This window comes from Vibrio sp. K4 (assembly GCF_051122595.1).
Lineage (GTDB): Bacteria > Pseudomonadota > Gammaproteobacteria > Enterobacterales > Vibrionaceae > Vibrio > Vibrio owensii.
The window spans coordinates 2,282,948-2,299,662 of sequence record NZ_CP178577.1; the positions used below are offsets into that span (position 1 = coordinate 2,282,948).

12 protein-coding genes and 1 other RNA gene are annotated in these 16,715 nt (G+C 45.2%); 4 read left to right on the forward strand and 9 right to left on the reverse strand.

Annotated features, from left to right (window positions below):
- Positions 1-703 precede the first annotated feature (703 nt).
- The 3 genes from ffs to ACLIIY_RS10175 form a co-directional block, all read right to left on the reverse strand.
- Positions 704-800, reverse strand: an RNA gene (ffs, locus tag ACLIIY_RS10165) — signal recognition particle sRNA small type.
- A 142-nt stretch (positions 801-942) separates the two neighbouring features.
- Positions 943-2,940: a GGDEF domain-containing protein gene (locus ACLIIY_RS10170; protein ID WP_434527555.1), complete on the reverse strand. Its 1,998-nt coding sequence runs from the start codon at positions 2,938-2,940 to the stop codon at positions 943-945.
- A 172-nt stretch (positions 2,941-3,112) separates the two neighbouring features.
- Complete coding sequence (locus ACLIIY_RS10175) at positions 3,113-3,856, reverse strand: hypothetical protein (protein ID WP_434527556.1); 744 nt, start codon at positions 3,854-3,856, stop codon at positions 3,113-3,115.
- A 274-nt stretch (positions 3,857-4,130) separates the two neighbouring features.
- On the opposite strand from ACLIIY_RS10175, the gene ACLIIY_RS10180 reads away from it, so the two are divergent.
- Positions 4,131-4,433 carry a DNA base-flipping protein gene (locus tag ACLIIY_RS10180; RefSeq protein ID WP_005446629.1) on the forward strand — a complete coding sequence of 101 codons (303 nt, stop codon included), beginning with the start codon at positions 4,131-4,133 and terminating at the stop codon, positions 4,431-4,433.
- Positions 4,434-4,470: 37 nt separating this feature from the next.
- Here the strand turns inward: ACLIIY_RS10180 and ACLIIY_RS10185 are convergent, their stop codons facing one another.
- Positions 4,471-4,905, reverse strand: coding sequence for a YbaY family lipoprotein (locus tag ACLIIY_RS10185; protein ID WP_434527557.1), 435 nt, complete (start codon positions 4,903-4,905; stop codon positions 4,471-4,473).
- 167 nt (positions 4,906-5,072) lie between these two features.
- Here ACLIIY_RS10185 and tesB point away from each other — a divergent pair, with 167 nt between their 5' ends.
- On the forward strand, positions 5,073-5,933 hold the full coding sequence (tesB, locus tag ACLIIY_RS10190; protein ID WP_005437547.1) for an acyl-CoA thioesterase II: 861 nt from the start codon (positions 5,073-5,075) through the stop codon (positions 5,931-5,933).
- 52 nt (positions 5,934-5,985) lie between these two features.
- On the opposite strand, the gene ACLIIY_RS10195 is transcribed toward tesB, so the two are convergent.
- Together ACLIIY_RS10195 and ACLIIY_RS10200 are read right to left on the reverse strand one after the other, a co-directional pair.
- The gene (locus ACLIIY_RS10195) at positions 5,986-9,033 is read right to left on the reverse strand and encodes a cadherin repeat domain-containing protein (RefSeq protein WP_434527558.1); all 3,048 of its coding nucleotides are present in this window, start codon (positions 9,031-9,033) and stop codon (positions 5,986-5,988) included.
- Positions 9,034-9,366: 333 nt separating this feature from the next.
- Positions 9,367-9,834 carry an Lrp/AsnC family transcriptional regulator gene (locus ACLIIY_RS10200; protein ID WP_434527559.1) on the reverse strand — a complete coding sequence of 156 codons (468 nt, stop codon included), beginning with the start codon at positions 9,832-9,834 and terminating at the stop codon, positions 9,367-9,369.
- A 145-nt stretch (positions 9,835-9,979) separates the two neighbouring features.
- Here ACLIIY_RS10200 and ACLIIY_RS10205 point away from each other — a divergent pair, with 145 nt between their 5' ends.
- The gene (locus ACLIIY_RS10205) at positions 9,980-11,074 is read left to right on the forward strand and encodes a PLP-dependent cysteine synthase family protein (protein ID WP_005437553.1); all 1,095 of its coding nucleotides are present in this window, start codon (positions 9,980-9,982) and stop codon (positions 11,072-11,074) included.
- 71 nt (positions 11,075-11,145) lie between these two features.
- Here the strand turns inward: ACLIIY_RS10205 and ACLIIY_RS10210 are convergent, their stop codons facing one another.
- A complete protein-coding gene (locus ACLIIY_RS10210; protein ID WP_039841519.1) occupies positions 11,146-11,463 on the reverse strand; it encodes a DUF1244 domain-containing protein in 318 nt (105 codons plus the stop codon).
- 202 nt (positions 11,464-11,665) lie between these two features.
- Here ACLIIY_RS10210 and ACLIIY_RS10215 point away from each other — a divergent pair, with 202 nt between their 5' ends.
- Positions 11,666-12,241, forward strand: coding sequence for a porin family protein (locus ACLIIY_RS10215; RefSeq protein ID WP_045412773.1), 576 nt, complete (start codon positions 11,666-11,668; stop codon positions 12,239-12,241).
- Between the two features lie 89 nt (positions 12,242-12,330).
- On the opposite strand, the gene vmeF is transcribed toward ACLIIY_RS10215, so the two are convergent.
- Together vmeF and ACLIIY_RS10225 are read right to left on the reverse strand one after the other, a co-directional pair.
- The gene (gene vmeF, locus ACLIIY_RS10220) at positions 12,331-15,444 is read right to left on the reverse strand and encodes a multidrug efflux RND transporter permease subunit VmeF (RefSeq protein ID WP_434527560.1); all 3,114 of its coding nucleotides are present in this window, start codon (positions 15,442-15,444) and stop codon (positions 12,331-12,333) included.
- Positions 15,444-16,541, reverse strand: a complete 1,098-nt coding sequence (locus ACLIIY_RS10225; RefSeq protein ID WP_005437559.1) for an efflux RND transporter periplasmic adaptor subunit — start codon at positions 16,539-16,541, stop codon at positions 15,444-15,446. Before ACLIIY_RS10225 ends, vmeF begins: the two co-directional genes overlap by 1 nt.
- Positions 16,542-16,715 lie beyond the last annotated feature (174 nt).

Consider the following 16,715-nt stretch of genomic DNA (forward strand, 5'->3'; position numbering starts at 1 on the left):
GTCTCCAAAAAGCATTCAAGCGACATCAGTACAATTTCAAACTGATAAAAAGCATTCGCTGAATAGAATTGAGTTAAATCGCCTCGCTAGTCACTGTTGCACCGTTTATTTTCATTTTGAATATTTATCAAGAATCTATTCAGTGTTATGCCAGCGAGTAAAAATAACCTACCCGAACCGATGAATACTTGTAATTAACTTTCAGATAGGCAAATAGCAAATGCGGACGAATCTTTGACCCCAATCAATCTCGATTTTATTTTGTCATACAAAAGATCAATTAAGTGTAAATGAACATGAATAAGCCCCCGATTAGACAGAAAAAACACTTCATTTTTCCCGAAAAGTGTAATTTTTCTACAAGATGATTTTATTAAGAGTGGCTAGCAAGCGTGACAAAAATGCAAACTATCCGAAAAGATTTGCAAGGGAAGATAGAAAAATTGCTAATAAAGAATGACTAAATTTTGTTAGTCGAAATGCATCACGTTCGAGTTATGCAAATAGCATATTTATTCAAGTTAACAGCAAAGAGAAATCACATAAGACACGGCCGAATGCTTCATACAGATTTGGTTATGAGTAGCGAGAAGCCACCAGCCAGACTAATAGCCAGTTGAGAGAATGGGATAAGATCTAAGAGAGTGTTTTATAGCGCAGAAACGAAAAAGCCTCGCTGTATAAGCGAGGCTTTTAAAGGGTGGGACCCCAGCCACATCCCGGCACACAAGTCACCCGCTGCGGCTGCTTCCTTCCGGACCTGACCGAGTTCACGAGCTATTGTTGCGAGAGGACCAGAGCCCCATAATTCTGTTTTGAGAGCGCGTCTCAAATGATGTGAGGATTATTCAGCATCGCCTCTCGGATTGCAAGGGCTAAAGCGACGATTTTGCCCATTTCATTTCTGTTTGAACAAAACTCGGTCAATTCAGCGTTTTAAAGTCAACTCATGCAAGGGTTTGGCTCAACGCTTGTGCGAGAGGCTTGCTTACTTGAGTACATGTCCTCATCCGCTAAATGCAATGCTTGCTCTAAGCTAACGCTGCGCTCGCGTTTAGTCGACACACCGACAGAGATCGTTACCTGATTCAAATCACCAAAATGTTCACCTTTTACATCAAGGGCACTTAGCTCTTCAATCGCTCTGGTTAACTGCGTTTCTGTCGGGTAACCCAGCAGGATAAACTCATCACCACCAATACGATAACTTCTACCTGCCCAAACGCGATGTATCTTTAGCGAAAGCAATTGCAGTACTTTATCCCCTGCTCTGTGCCCATAAGTATCGTTGATTTGCTTAAACTTATTGATATCGAGGTACAAGATAGCCAAGTCTTTTGGCACGCCTTGTCGATACTTCACTTGCAGCGAGCGACGATTTCTTAATCCGGTTAAGTTGTCGGTATTCGATTGGCGATACAGATACAGCGTCACACCAAGCGCAAACACCAACACAAAAATAAATACCGCTTGCGTCTGAGTTGCTAACCGAACTTCGTATTCCAATGCAGTGCGCCAATCCGGTCTCAAATCGTATTGGGCAACAATCTTTTCCAAGTCCAACATGGATATCGCGCGGCTAAAGTAAGGCGCGAGAATCTCACCGCGCTGACTGGTTGCTAAGCCAACCGACAGTTCTGATTCGTAAAACTCTCCGATGGCATCGTCTTGCTCGATGGGAATTAGCTCACTCAAACGTAAGAAATGATTGAGCATTGCGGTATCCATCGCAATGTAATCAATCTCTCTCGCCAATAAGGCATCCAACATCAACTGCTGCGAATCAAAACGATTGAGTTCCTTTAATGGCAGCATTTGTGTGAGCATTTGATCGAAGAAGTCATCTTTCACCACACCAATACGCTCAGAAATCAGCTGAGAAACATGAGAATACACGTTTGGTTTGTAGCCAAGGCGCTTAACCATGACGGAGGTTGGGTAGTAATGAGGCTGAGGGAAGTGGCTAAACGTACGTCGCTCGCGGCTAATCGTTAAAGGAGCAAGCATATCGAACTCACCTTGGATAAACTGGTTATACATGGATTCCCAGCTCTCATTAGGTTTGCTGATCACTTGGCAATTCAATGCCAAAATCTCGCAGCTCTGCAAGACGATATCCGCCGTCATTCCTTCAACGGAACCATCTTCTTTGTACACTACATAAGGAAAGATAGATTCAAACTTGATGGTAAACGGCTTTTCTAAATCGATAGGAAGTTGCTTAATAGACTCACGCAATGCGGTTTGTCTCAACTCAAATTGGTACAAAGCCACCTTCTCTCGAAGTAACTTCTGCACTGCTTCACTATGGATAAAATCAGCAAATCGAGACAGTTCTTCAAGGTGGGTTCCCTTTTGGCTAACAATCGATACTGGCTTTATTGAGATGTGGTCATTAAGCAGCTTGGCATCAAAGCCTTCAAGTAACATTGGTTTGAGTTGATTGATGGCATCGACAACGCCGTCTACTTGTCTAGAACGTAACAGCGATACTGCCTCCTCATGCCCTTGGTAAGGCACCTGAATCAACTCAGGATAATATTGTTCAAGTAGCGCTTCGTAGATGGTGTCTTGTGGGACGCCAACGACGGTCGCATCACTCAAAATCGTATCACTTAAACCATACAGATAGGTGTATTCAATGTTGGTGGGACGCGAGTAGCTAAACAGCTTAGCCCTTTCTGGGGTGTAGGTGATGTTGGCGGCAAAATCACTTTTACCATGAGCGACAGAATCTAAAATCGCATCAAAACTCGAGTAATTAACGTACTGAATTGAGACACCAAAGTTCTCTGCCACCGCGTCAAACAGGACACGCGTAACGACATCATCCGCCTCTGTCGCCACCTTATAATGAGAGACTTGTTCTGGTTCTGCTTTGAGACTCAGACTCAATAGAAAGCAAGCAAAAACCAACAGCCTTTGAACTACTTTAACCATGACTAACGTTTCTAAAAAGGCCCACTTTATATAGGGGCTAAGATTGAATTTTTATTATTAAATGCACAATAAATATGAAAGGCCGAACATATAACATCCGGCCTATTATTTCATAAACAAATCAATAGTCTGCCGCACGGGTCACTATTTACTCAGTGCAGCTACAACTATTTTATAACTCGGCTTGCTCATCACTACTATGTAAGATGTAGTCCGTCATCCAAGCGGTGCCCAGTAAGCATATCCACACAACAAAAACAGGGTTAGGAACTTCGATATTGGGGCTAACGACCAAAGCGGCAAAGCCAACGGTTGGTAAGGTCCAACAAAGCAATTTACCCCAGCGCAATGAATTTTTAATCTTAGTCAGCGCTTCCATCGACGCCAAAATACCTGTGATGCTTAATGCTACAAGCACCGCATACGGCAAGTCCGCTAGCCATAAAGGCAGTAACAACAACAAAGACCACCAAGCGTGCTTTTCCGATGGTTTCCAATGATTGGCAGACCACCACATCACAATCACAGATAAGGTTTGCACAGCGGTTAACCAAGCAGAGCCTCCTAACTTACCCCCCTCCTGCGTGACCATAATGCCTACTTGTAACGTGAGAACAATCAGGCCCGCAGTCAGCAACACGCCCAACGAACTCCGACGAGAGAACACCACCATGAGTAACGGGAAAAGGATTAAGATACCGACAGACAACGCAATCGGCTGCATCGATAAGGTGACGCCATAAACGGTCATGGCACCGAGCAGAATCAGGCCTGCAAGGCCACCTTGTGGCAGTATCCACAATGCGGGAATCATTAAGGCGAGAACCGGAATCTCTCCTTCGCTCAAACTGATGGCACGAGCGCACACCACGGCAAGAAGAGTCGTAACAAGAAATTGAAGTGTCGAAAAAATCATAGCGCCTCCTGGCTTCCCCAACCAACTTGGTAACTCAACGGCATGTCAAACTGGGCATTAAAAGTCGTTGAGCGGGTCTATTTATAAACTAAGCATAAGCCTGTTTTTGTATTTCCAACTTACTCTAGTAATCAATCGCAGCTCAAAAAAGGGACATAGAAAAAGTGGATAGGTACTGACGAGCGGCAAATGATGTTAAGGAGCAAGAACTGATAGCGAAGTACAAGTCTTGTGTATTACCATTCCTTGGTAAACAACAGTGGACACTTTCAGTATGGACCAATTTTTGATGCAAATCTTTGCTGTAATTCACCAAATTCCCACAGGGCGAGTTTCTACTTATGGTGAAATTGCAAAAATGGCGGGCTACCCTGGCTACGCAAGGCACGTAGGTAAAGCGCTAGGTAATCTGCCGGAGGGCAGTAAACTGCCTTGGTTTCGAGTCATTAACAGTCAAGGCAAGATTTCATTAAAAGGCCGAGACTTAGAAAGACAAAAGCAAAAGCTGGAAGCAGAGGGGATTGAAGTGTCTGAGATCGGAAAAGTCTCACTCAGAAAATACAAATGGCAGCCTTAAGCTGCCATTTTTAATAGGTTTACATTGCCGGTAGCAATTAACGCGTGCCAACTAGGCGAATGTTTGCTTCGTGTGTTTGATCTGCGTCCGTAATCACTGGGATGCTAGTATCATTGATAAAACGCAACTTACCATCTACTTCGATACGAGCACGCAGGCTGTAACGATGGTTAGGTTGAATGTCGTTGCTGTTGTAGCTTAGTTCAAATGCCAAAGGTACTTGCTTGCCTTCAGTTTCGAATGTTTGTTTAGCAAGAACTTTAGCTGGAGCATCCGCCAGAGAAACGTCTTCAAGTGCAACCGTTACTACTGCGTGTGGAGGCAGCGCGATACGCTCACGGTAAGCCACTGTACCTGTAATAGTCTTCATAGACGCCTCAGCCGATTCCATTTCTGTGTTTTGAGAAGTTTGGCAACCCACTAGTGCAGCACCGAATAGCAAAGAAGTAACAAGTAGTAGTGTTTTTTTCATAGTTTCCTCAACGGGTGTATCATTTCGCGCTAAGTATAGAGGGAGATTATTAAACTGTCTGCTGTACGTTTAGCGATTTGACAATAGTTTGACTAAGTTAGAAATTACCAAACAGTTGATTTTGTTTCATAATTGAAGCAGCAATAAAAATAAGGTGAGGAGACATCATGAGTAAACCATTAAGAGAATTGCTCAGCCTACTACAACTCGAAAAACTAGAAGAAGGCTTGTTCCGCGGACAAAGCGAGAACCTAGGTTTACCTCAAGTTTATGGTGGTCAGGTTATTGGACAAGCGCTATCTGCCGCGCGATACACGGTAGAAGACGCACGTACCGTACATTCATTCCACAGTTACTTCCTATACCCTGGCGATCCTGAAAAGCCGATCATTTACGATGTAGAGAATCTGCGTGATGGTCGCAGCTTTAGTACTCGCCGCGTGAAGGCAATTCAGAACGGTCGTCCGATTTTCTACCTTACCGCTTCTTATCATGGTGACGCTCCGGGGTTTGATCACCAAAACACCATGCCAGACATTCCTGGGCCAGAGAACTTCCCTTCTGAGACGGAACTAGCAAGCCACATTGCTGAATTTTTGCCAGAGAGACTACGCAAAACGTTCTGTGGCGAGAAGCCAATTGAAACGCGTCCGGTGAACATCGTTAACCCACTGAAGCCAAAGAAAACCGAAGCGAAACAATATTTGTGGATTCGTGCCAACGGTGAAATGCCAGACAATCAGTTGATTCACCAATACCTACTCGCTTATGCGTCGGACTGGGGGTTTCTGATCACCGCATTACACCCACACGAAGTATCGTTGATGACGCCAAACTTCCAAGTGGCAACCATCGACCACTCTATCTGGTTCCACCGTCCATTTAAGATGGATGAATGGTTGCTGTATGCCATCGAAAGCCCAACAGCAAGCAATACGCGTGGTTTGGTTCGTGGTGAGATCTACAACCAGCAAGGCCACCTTGTTGCTACCGCAGTTCAAGAAGGCGTGATGCGCTTTACCAAATAAACCATCGCGATGTTCAATCAAAAAAGGAGTGCCGATGCACTCCTTTTTGTATTTAGTTCTTTTGGTAGTTTAGGCTGACGACAGCCCACTCATAAAGTGATTTCGGGTAACCGTACTTCCCTTCACCGTAAATAGTATCCGGTTCAGCATAGAAGCCGCCCGCATCACTCGCCAAGAACTCTCGCGCACCTTTGCGGTAATGGATCAAAGGGCTCATCGATTCGTAGGCCGTATTTGCATCTAACGGTCGGTCATCAATCACCAGAAAACGCGTCATTCGAATGCTGCTACCGTTTTCGCAATATCCCGCATCTGAATAATCAACAGCAAGGAAAGGTTTCGTGTCATTTTCACTGAGTTGCGAACGACAACCATCGAAACGGGCAACGTGCATCCACAGACCACGAGTTTTAGCCGGATCATCATTGCCAACTGGCTTCATGTTTAAAAACACCACTTTGCCTTTGCCATACAGCGCGAGCTCTGTGTCTGTCGGCTCTCGTACACTTCTAGCGCCCATAACACCAAACTCACTCTCTTGAAGATTGGCAAACTCAGGGCCACTTAACGTGCTAATCACTACCGTTTGTTCGCTATCCAGTTGAGTGTATTTATCGGCGTCACCAGATTCGGCAAGATCAAGAAAAACCGTCACCAATGTACTGTCCAGCGCTTTATAGTCTCGCGTTTCCGCCTCAGAAACGTTCAGTTGAACCGAGTGTCCAAACTCATAACCTGTGAGGGTGATACTTCCATTCGCACGATCCAGAGTCGCTATTTCTTCACTAACTGAGGTAGCAAACTCATAGCTACGCGTACCAATCGCCGTACCAATCTCTAACTCCACACGCTTAAACGGTTCAAATGCCACCGTTTGACGAGTCGCGCTTAATCCGGGATGTTCCGCTTTTGCAATCGAGCCATTAACGGTGATCGTCTTCGTCAGATAATTGCGGCTTGTTAACGTGACTTCCAAGGAGTAATCGCCAGCATGAAGCACATCTAATACCCCCGTATCAGACGATGCCATTTTTACCGTTGGTGATGCTTGGTTAATCAAACGGTAAGAGGTGGTGGTATCGCTGCCTGTGACTACTGGCGTTAGCGTTTTATCTGAACCAAAGGTTGCACTTGGGTATTGGACCGTCACGCGACTTTCAATTGGCTTGATGGTTACATTGAAGCTTGCTTGACCCGGCGTGAACTTATCATCACCAGAGTCAGAAACCACAATACGTGTGCTGCCAGCATTAAGAACGCGCATTTCTCCTGTGTCGCTATCTAGAGACACTACATCGGTCGGTGAGCCATCTGCAAATTGGTAAGTCACCTGCCCAACCGTTCCGCTGATAGTCGGTTTGCTTGCCAAAGGTTTGAGTGCATTCCAATTATCTTCAACATCTGATGAAATTTGAATGCGGCTCGGGGCACTTAAAATATTGAAAGTCACTTTATGCTCAGGCCCTGCACTGTAATTGTCGCTTTCCTTACGACGCAAAGTCAGTGTGGTTTCACCCGCTTTGTAGACATGTACAATCCCATTAGCAATCATGTTTGCTACGTCTGGGTGTGTATTGTCGGTCATCTCAATCACATCACCGGAGCTAAGCTCGTCAAAATCTTTTAGCAGATTGAATTGGTGATCCTTACTGTAAACCTCTTCATAATCACGAGTCGCAAGCGGCTGCCCTTGCGCTTTAGCGATATCAAGGTTCACTTTGAACTTAATTGGCTGATAGAACTCACCGCCATCATCTTCGAACGTTAACGTGTAGTTACCCGCCGTTTCGAGATATAGCGTATCTGAGGACATGCTCAGCCCCTCTGGTAAATCCCCAACCAGTTTGACATCGCCCTTTTGCCCCGCAAACGCGAGCGGAATCGATAGACCTTTCTGATAGGTAAAGGACATATCAATGTCTTTGATAACTGGGTGTGCTGCTGGAGAAACATCGATATTAAAACGCGCTTTCGTAGAAGGGAAATTACGCAAATCGCCCTCAATCACATCAACCTCAGCACGACCAACACCTTGAATCAACAGAGCGTTGCCGTTGTCAGAAACACGCACCACGTCTTGGCCTGATACCACATCAAAATGGTAATCTCCCAGTGCACCCTTAACTTGTGGGTACAACGGAGCAAGCGCTTGATAACTTGCCGAGATGTTTGAAGCACTGATGTTTTGTCGCGTTCCCTTGCTAATAGCAACGTTAAATCGAGCCGTTTGCTGCTGCTCAATAAACCCTTCACTATACGTTGCCGTTGCTTCAACCGTTACTTGCCCAGTGTTATGAATCAAAAGTAAACCAGTATCTGGATTCAATACATCAGCGACTTTGTCATCAGGGGTGCTATTGATGATCTCGTAGCGAATGCTTTTGGTCTCTGTACTATCCAGTCTCACTGGTGCCAACGTCAGACCTTCGCGGAACTCACCCGTTAGAGGAGCAAATTGCAGTTGCTCAGCACCAACTTGATAAAGGTGAATATTGACGAGTAAATCGCGAGCTTGGTAATAATCGTCGCCCGAGTCATGAACACGTACTTTTGCCGTTCCAGATTTCCCAATGGCAAACACTCGACCATCGGTATTAACCTGAACCAAATGTTCAGATCCACTTTCTACGGCATAGCTCAGAGAGCCTTTTTGCCCTCGTACAACCAAAGATTGCCCTTCAGTTTCTGACGCGTTAAGGCTGACATCGTTTGCAGCCAGATCGGCATTGGTGCCTTTGTCTACGGTAATCGTAAACGTGGCCTCTGACGTTTCGTAAGTCGGGCTGCTGTCCGTTACTTTAATTGACGCCGTACCTGGACGAAGGATTTGTAACTGACCATCGTCGATTTGAACCACATCAGAAGGGGTTGAAGATAAAACTTGGTATGTGATCGTGCCTTGTACGTTACTCATTATCGTATTTGCGACACTTCCAATGCCATCAAATGTGAGTATTGCGTCTTCAACTTTAAGTTGAGGTCGACTTTGTTTTGTTGTTTGAGTTGAAGATCCCGAATTACGCGGCTTGGAATCGCCGCCCCCACCACCACAGCCAGCGATTACTGCAGCAAGCAAAAGGAGAAAATAATATCTTTTCATTTTTTGTAATAATTTCTTACATCTTATAAGTGGCGGCGATAATAATACGATGTTTTATTCACCGCCAGCCCCTTTTTTGATTAATAAGATTATCGATAAACTACATTACCATTCGCTAAATCAATAAAATGCCGTTAATTTTCTAAAACAAGCTCGCTAATGCGACGAACAACCGTTTACGATCCGACTTATCATTAAATTAGCGATGATTAAATTAAGGTTTTCAATAGATTAAAATATAAACAGTCGATCACATTTTAGCTGGCGTGTGGTGTGGATATTGAGGAAATATGAAGTCAACAGAGTGACTTCATATCTTATTTAGGTAGGAATTTAGGCACCGTAAATAGGCAACTCAGTTGTATACTTGATTGGCTCCATCGCAAAGGTTGAAGTAACGTTGGATAGCCCTCTTACACTATTCACCAATCGCTTGTAGAACTCGTCAAAGCACTTCATGTCTTTTACCACAACCTTCATCATGTAGTCGTACTCCCCCGCCATGCGATAGAATTCCATTACTTCAGGAAAATCACTTACCGTGGTCACAAAATGGTGATACCAACCTTCCGAATGGTCACTGGTCTTAAGCTGCACAAACGCAATAAACGACAAATCGAGCTTTTCTGCGCTCAACAACACCACGCGCTTTTCGATATAGCCTTCATCTTCCAGCTTTTTTAAACGCTTCCAGCAGGGCGTAGTAGTCAGGTTCACTCGCTCGGCCAAGTCATTTAGAGACAAGGTTCCGTCGTTTTGGAGGAAAGAAAGTAACTGCCTGTCGATTTTATCTAAGCTCATTCCTAGGATTTTCCTAATTTAGAGAAAATTTTTCTACCATTGATGAATAACAGAACAATAATAGCAAAGTTTTTCTCTAAGGTTATAGGTAGATTATCCCTATAGACAAAAACAACTACCCTACAGATTTTCGAGGAGTCACGTTATGTGTACTGACCACAACTGGATCAACAATGCTGTACGCAAAATCGAAGCAGACTTTCAACGTTCAGCAGATACTCACCTATTCAAATTAGACCTACCTTCTTTGGAAGGCATCGACATCTACCTAAAAGATGAAAGCACGCATCCAACGGGTTCATTGAAGCACCGTTTAGCACGTTCGCTTTTCCTTTACGCAATTTGTAATGGTTGGGTTGGTCCAGAAACCACGGTGATCGAAGCATCATCAGGCAGTACAGCAGTTTCTGAAGCGTACTTCGCGCGTCTACTTGGCTTACCGTTTATCGCAGTAATGCCAAAAACCACAGCACGCAAGAAAATTGAACAAATCGAATTCTACGGTGGTAAAGCGCACCTTGTTGATCGTTCAGACCAAATTTACGATGAGTCTCGTCGCCTAGCGAAAGAGCTAAACGGTCACTACATGGACCAATTTACTTACGCTGAGCGCGCAACCGACTGGCGTGGTAACAACAACATTGCGAACTCTATCTTTAGCCAAATGGAGCTAGAAGATCACCCAATCCCAAGTTGGGTTGTGATGAGCCCAGGCACTGGCGGTACATCTGCAACGATTGGTCGCTTTATCCGTTACCAAAAATACGACACAAAACTGTGTGTGGTTGATCCTGACAACTCAGTATTTTACGACTACTTCCAATCTGGCAATGCAGATATCAAGGGCGAAAACGGCAGCAAGATCGAAGGCATCGGCCGCCCACGTGTTGAGCCAAGCTTCATCGCTGGTGTCGTAGACGAAATGCGCAAGATCCCTGATGCTGCGAGTGTTGCAACGGCACATTGGTTGTCTGGTTTGATTGGTCGTAAAGTTGGCGCATCGACAGGTACTAACCTATACGGCGTACTTCAGCTAGCGTGTGAAATGAAACAACGTGGTGAGACAGGTTCTATCGTGACACTGCTTTGTGATTCAGGTGAACGTTACCTAGACACTTACTACAACACTGAGTGGGTAAAAGAAAACATCGGTGACATTCAACCTTACTTAGCACAGCTGGAAATCATCCAAGCAAAAGGTTGTGTTGAGCCAGCATGTTGCGGCCCAATCACCGAGTAAGACAGATACTTTATTAAAAAACAGCCTGCTCAATCAGCGGGCTGTTTTTTTATCTGCTTAATACAGGAGAGTTACTTTTTCTGACGCGCTTCAAATGCTGCCAATTGTTCTGGTGTCGCTTTTGGTTGGTGGTTTTGTTTCCACTCATCGTAAGTCATGCCGTAAACACGCTCACGAGCATCATCGATGTCGATATCCACACCGAGGTCTTCCGCTTCTGCCTTGTACCATTTGCTGAAACAGTTGCGGCAGAAGCCAGCAAGGATCATAAGATCGATGTTTTGCACGTCTTTGTTTGCATCCAAATGCGCTAACAAACGACGAAACGTCGCTGCGTCCAGTTTGTCTTGCTCTTCTTGGGATAGATTTTTGTATTTGAATTCAGCCACTTTACTTTCCTTTTATTTATCTCGCAGCTCATAACATAGAAATGAGTGAGCGTGATGAGTCTAAAATTTGCGCCATTACAACAAATTTCCCTCTAAAACCACGCACTCACCCAAAAGACTGATATGATAACTGCCAGCTATCTTATTGATTAAATTAATACTAATTCTAAAAACGGTCTTTCACAAAGGTTATCGCCAAGTTATGAAAAACGCCATCCTATTATTATCTGCATTGACCATGAGTCTGCCAACTTTCGCCGCTCAAGAGCAAACCCACCAATCTTATTTATACCTAGGTACAGGTAATGTGGGCTTTGACACTCCGAATTTTGGTTCTGATCGCGACAGTGGCTGGTCGACACCTCACATTACGGTTGGCTGGGGTTACCATGTAAACCAATACCTCGCATTTGAAGGGGTACTGCGTTATTCACAAAATGAACTTAAGAATGATGCTCTAAAAACTGACTTAGACCTTCACTATTACCAAGCAGGTATGTCTGCTGTTGTAACCAGTGATAACTTAGGCGATACGCCACTGTCACTGTTTGGCCGCGTAACTGCGCTTGGCACTCAAGCTGAAATGTATGTTCCAAACGAACAAAAAGTCACAGATGATTCTGGCGCGCTATTCAACATCGGTGCAGGTATCCATTGGGATATGAGTAAAGATATCTGGCTACGTGCTGAATACATTTACAACGTCGCCGACATGGGTTTTGATGACTTCTACGACAGTTATGAAGGCGTGCAAGTGAGCTTGGGTAAACGCTTCTAATCGCACGCTTCAATTCTGGCTTTAAACCTAGAATTGAAGACAAAGAAAAGCCGAGGTCATTGCCTCGGCTTTTATGTTTTAGAGTTCGATTAAGGGTGAGCAATACGTCCTTTTGTATCGTGGCTTAGCGCTTTGTTCAGCTCAGCCTCAACATGGCCAGGTGAGCGCGTCTTCGCAGAGATCAAACGGTACATCGCAGGGATAACGAATAGTGTAACTAATGTCGCGAAGCCCATACCGAAGAAGATGACCGTACCTACTGCCACACGGCTTTCATAGCCTGCGCCTGTTGACATGATTAGAGGAATCGCACCAGCCAACGTCGTGAATGCCGTCATCATGATTGGGCGTAGACGACGTGCCGCCGCATCAGTGATCGCTTTTTCAAACTCGATTCCACGGTCACGCAATTGGTTAGCAAACTCAACGATCAAGATACCGTTCTTGGTTACCATACCGATCAACATGATCATGCCGATCTGACTGTAGATGTTCATCCCTTGGCTCATCACAACCAAACCGAGGAAGCCACCAAATACGCCCATCGGTACGGTGAACATGACCACCAGCGGGTTAACAAAGCTTTCGAACTGCGCTGCCAATACTAAGTATGCCACCAACAGAGCCAATGCGAACACGACCGCTACGCTAGCTTGGTTTTCTTTAAAGTCTTTCGACTCACCAGAGTAGCTCACTGAAATATCACCCGGTAGGGTATCAATCGCTTCTTGATCTAGGAAATCGAGTGCATCCCCTAAGGTATAACCTTCAGATAAGTTCGCCGTAATGGTGATCGACTTTTGCTTGTTATAGTGAGACAAACGAATCGATGCCGCGACTTCTTCAATCTTGGTCACCGTGTCCAAGGTCACCAACTCACCACTTGTGGTTCGCAAGTAAATTTGGCTTAGATCTGCCGCATTATTGAAGCTGTTCTCATCACCGCGTAGGTAAACATCATATTCTTCACCACGGTCGATGTAAGTTGTTTCACTCTTACCGCCAAGCATGATTTCCAGTGTTTCAGAGATGTCTTGTACACTCACGCCAAGTTCAGCGGCACGGCGCTTATCTACAGACACTAACAACTCAGGTGTTTTCTCGGAGTAATCGATCTCCGCACCTTCCATCATTGGTGATTCTTCGGCCTTGTTCTTAAGCATTTCTGCCCAGACTAAAAGCTCATCATAGTCGGAGCCACCAAGCACGAACTGAACTGGCTCACTCGATCCACCACGGAAGCCTGGCATGAATGGGAAGACACGAACGTCAGGAATACCTGCCAGTGACTTACGCACTTCATTCAACGCTTCTTGTGCGGTGACGTCACGTTCGTTCCAATCGTCCAAAATCATGATAACGAAACCCGTTTGGTCACCCGCTTGACCACCGAATGCTGGTGTTTGGATACTGAACGACTTCAAAAAGCCTTGGCCCAACAATGGCATTAAGCGGTCTTCTACGATGTCCATGTTTGCTGACATACGGTTGTATGACGTAGCATCTGCACCACGAACAAAGGCAAAGATAACACCACGGTCTTCTTGCGGAGTTAACTGTGCAGGTACTTGATTCATCAAGCCATAGCTGCCGCCCATACACGCAACAATAACCAAAGGTGCCGCCCAGCGAACTTTCAACGCGCCGCGCAGTGCTTTGCGGTAACCCGATTCTAACTTGGCGAACAATTTATCAACCGCTCGATTAAATCGGTTTGGTTTCACATTCGCTTTTAGAATCTGACTGCCTAGAACAGGAGTCAGTGTTAGAGCAATCAGTGAAGAGAAGATCACTGACATTGCAAGCAATACGGAGAACTCGGTAAACAGCAAGCCTACCATGCCATCCATGAAGGAAATCGGGAGGAATACCATCACAAGAACAAGCGTTGTTGCGATAACCGCAAAGCCTACTTCTCGCGTACCTTTATAAGCCGCCAATAATGGTGATTCACCACGCTCAATATGGTGGAAGATGTTCTCTACTACTACGATCGCATCGTCCACAACCAGACCGATAGACAAGATCAGCGCCATCAAAGTAATCAGGTTGATAGAGAAACCAAAGTAGTAAGCGGCAATGAACGAGGAAATCAGTGAAACGGGTACGGTCACCGCCGGAATCAAGGTCGCACGCGCCTGACCGATAAAGATGTACAGAACCAGAATTACCAGACCACCCGTAATAAAGAGGGTACTGTAAACCTCGTCAATTGAACGCTCGATAAAAACAGTAGCGTCATAATCGATCGCTAGACGAGTCCCATCAGGCAGGAACTTCTGAATCTTATCCACTTCGGAGCGAACAGCTTGTGCCACTTCTAGCGGGTTTGCATCCGACTGAGGCACCACACCTAAGCTGATGTTAACCACACCATCACTCTTAAAGGTCGAGTTTTCGTTTTCTGCGCCAATGAACACATCCGCCACATCTTTTAAATAAATAGGCGTGTTATCACTTGCACGTTTCACGACAAGGTATTGGAAGTCTTCTGGTGTATTGTAAGTACGCGCGGTTCGCACCGACATCACGGTTGAGTCGTTACGTACTTCACCACCCGGGCTTTCTAAGTTTTCACTTCGCAGAGCGGCTGTAATGTCTGATGCCGTAACCGAACGACCCGCCATCAGGTCTGGTTTGAGCTTCACATACATTACTTTGTAAAGGCCACCAGACAAGTCGATAGAACTTACACCAGAGATCAGACTGAAACGGTCCATCAGAACACGTTCGGCGTAGTCTGTTAGCTGGGTTCGGTCCATTTCAGACGAGCTAAGGTTAATATAGAGGGAAGCTTCACCCGAACCGTTGTTCTTAAAGACCACAGGATCGTCGGCTTCGTCCGGTAATGAACGTTGAGCACGAGCCACCGCATCACGAACATCACTTACGCCCGTATTAAGGTCATAACCCAATTCAAAGGTGATGGTGATGCGCGACATACTGTTTCGAGTAGTGGAACTGATTTCATCAATGCCACTGATACCCGAAAGTTGGTCTTCCAGTACTGAAGTAATTTGGCTTTCAATAATGGTTGCAGAAGCGCCTTCGTAACGAGTGCTGATCGATACAACTGGGCTTTCGATGTCTGGCATTTCGCGAACAGCTAGCTTAGTAAACGACACAAAGCCGAATACACACAGCAGCATGCTTAATACCAACGCCGCAACGGGACGCTTTACGGAAACGTCAGAAAGTAACATTAGTTCGCTTCCTTAGCCGCTTCGTCTTGCGTGCCCTGCTCACCACTTGCCTTAGCGGTTTTCGCTTGTCCTGGTGCGACGATCTCTTTAACTTCAACACCATCACGCATGTTCACAATGCCTTGCACGACGATCTTGTCTCCGATCTCTACACCAGATTCAATCACTACTTCATTATCAACACGAGCACCCAAGAACACTTCTTGACGCTTCGCTTTGTTGTCTTCATCAATAACGTACACGAAACGCTTAGTACCTGAGTATTCCAGCGCTTGAACTGGGATAATAGGCGCTTCAATTGCAGGGAACGCCAAAGAAGCATTCATCAGCATGCCCGGCTTGAGATGGTTTTCTGGATTGTCGAATTCAATACGAATACGTAGGTTCAAAGTCTCTGCACTGATGCGAGTATCGATACCGGTTACTTTTCCGACGAAGTCAACACCGTTCCAAGCACTGGTCGTCGCGTGAACTTCCATACCGACAGACAACATCGACAGGTAACGCTCTGGTACTTGCAGATCCAACTCCATGACAGAAAGGTCATCCAGAGTCAGCAGTTCAGAACCTGCGCTCACCATTTTTCCTCGGCTGAAATCGATGAAACCAACGGTGCCGGCAAAAGGTGCACTGATATTTAGGTCCGCTAAGTTGGCTTTTGATGCATCAAGACGTGCTTCGGCAATCTCTACGCTCGCTTTTTGTGCATCGATTTCTGTTTGAGTGATGGCGTTACGTTTAACCAAACGCTGAAACTCTTTTAACTTACGTTGCTCATCTTTTAGGTAAGCTTTTGCTTCTACTAATGCAGCTTGCGCTTTATCGTCATTTAATAGAATAAGAAGTTGGTCTTGTTGAACGTTTTGGTTGGCTTTTACGGCGATCTCTTTCACCTTGCCAGCGACCTCAGAAGCAACAACAACCGATTGGGCAGCTTCAAGCTTGCCGATCAGTGACAAAGACTGGTTGATTTGATGCGTCTCTACTTGCTCAGTTACCACCGTAACTGTTGATGGACCACGTTTGGCTGCAAAAGCGGCTGGTGATGCCATTAAAATAGAAAGCGTTAAAACAGATAAAGTGGCTCTCATACTCATAATTTTGACTACTAATCAGATAAACTTATGTCATTAAACTGAATACAGTTTATCAGTTGATACGACGCCTAACGTCAAGTAGTGTAAATTCAAGTAAAAAGTCAGTTTCTCTTTTGTATAAACGACATACAAAACGCTGACTTTCTACCATCTTTGCCCAAAAAGGCAGCATTC

Excerpts from the sequence above, each read along its gene's own strand:
- ACLIIY_RS10205 (WP_005437553.1), top strand. The coding sequence starts at position 9,980 with ATGTGTACTGACCACAACTGGATCAACAATGCTGTACGCAAAATCGAA.
- ACLIIY_RS10185 (WP_434527557.1), bottom strand. The coding sequence starts at position 4,905 with ATGAAAAAAACACTACTACTTGTTACTTCTTTGCTATTCGGTGCTGCA.
- ACLIIY_RS10180 (WP_005446629.1), top strand. The coding sequence starts at position 4,131 with ATGGACCAATTTTTGATGCAAATCTTTGCTGTAATTCACCAAATTCCC.
- ACLIIY_RS10175 (WP_434527556.1), bottom strand. The coding sequence starts at position 3,856 with ATGATTTTTTCGACACTTCAATTTCTTGTTACGACTCTTCTTGCCGTG.
- ACLIIY_RS10170 (WP_434527555.1), bottom strand. The coding sequence starts at position 2,940 with ATGGTTAAAGTAGTTCAAAGGCTGTTGGTTTTTGCTTGCTTTCTATTG.
- ACLIIY_RS10225 (WP_005437559.1), bottom strand. The coding sequence starts at position 16,541 with ATGAGTATGAGAGCCACTTTATCTGTTTTAACGCTTTCTATTTTAATG.
- ACLIIY_RS10195 (WP_434527558.1), bottom strand. The coding sequence starts at position 9,033 with ATGAAAAGATATTATTTTCTCCTTTTGCTTGCTGCAGTAATCGCTGGC.
- vmeF (WP_434527560.1), bottom strand. The coding sequence starts at position 15,444 with ATGTTACTTTCTGACGTTTCCGTAAAGCGTCCCGTTGCGGCGTTGGTA.
- ACLIIY_RS10215 (WP_045412773.1), top strand. The coding sequence starts at position 11,666 with ATGAAAAACGCCATCCTATTATTATCTGCATTGACCATGAGTCTGCCA.
- tesB (WP_005437547.1), top strand. The coding sequence starts at position 5,073 with ATGAGTAAACCATTAAGAGAATTGCTCAGCCTACTACAACTCGAAAAA.
- ACLIIY_RS10200 (WP_434527559.1), bottom strand. The coding sequence starts at position 9,834 with ATGAGCTTAGATAAAATCGACAGGCAGTTACTTTCTTTCCTCCAAAAC.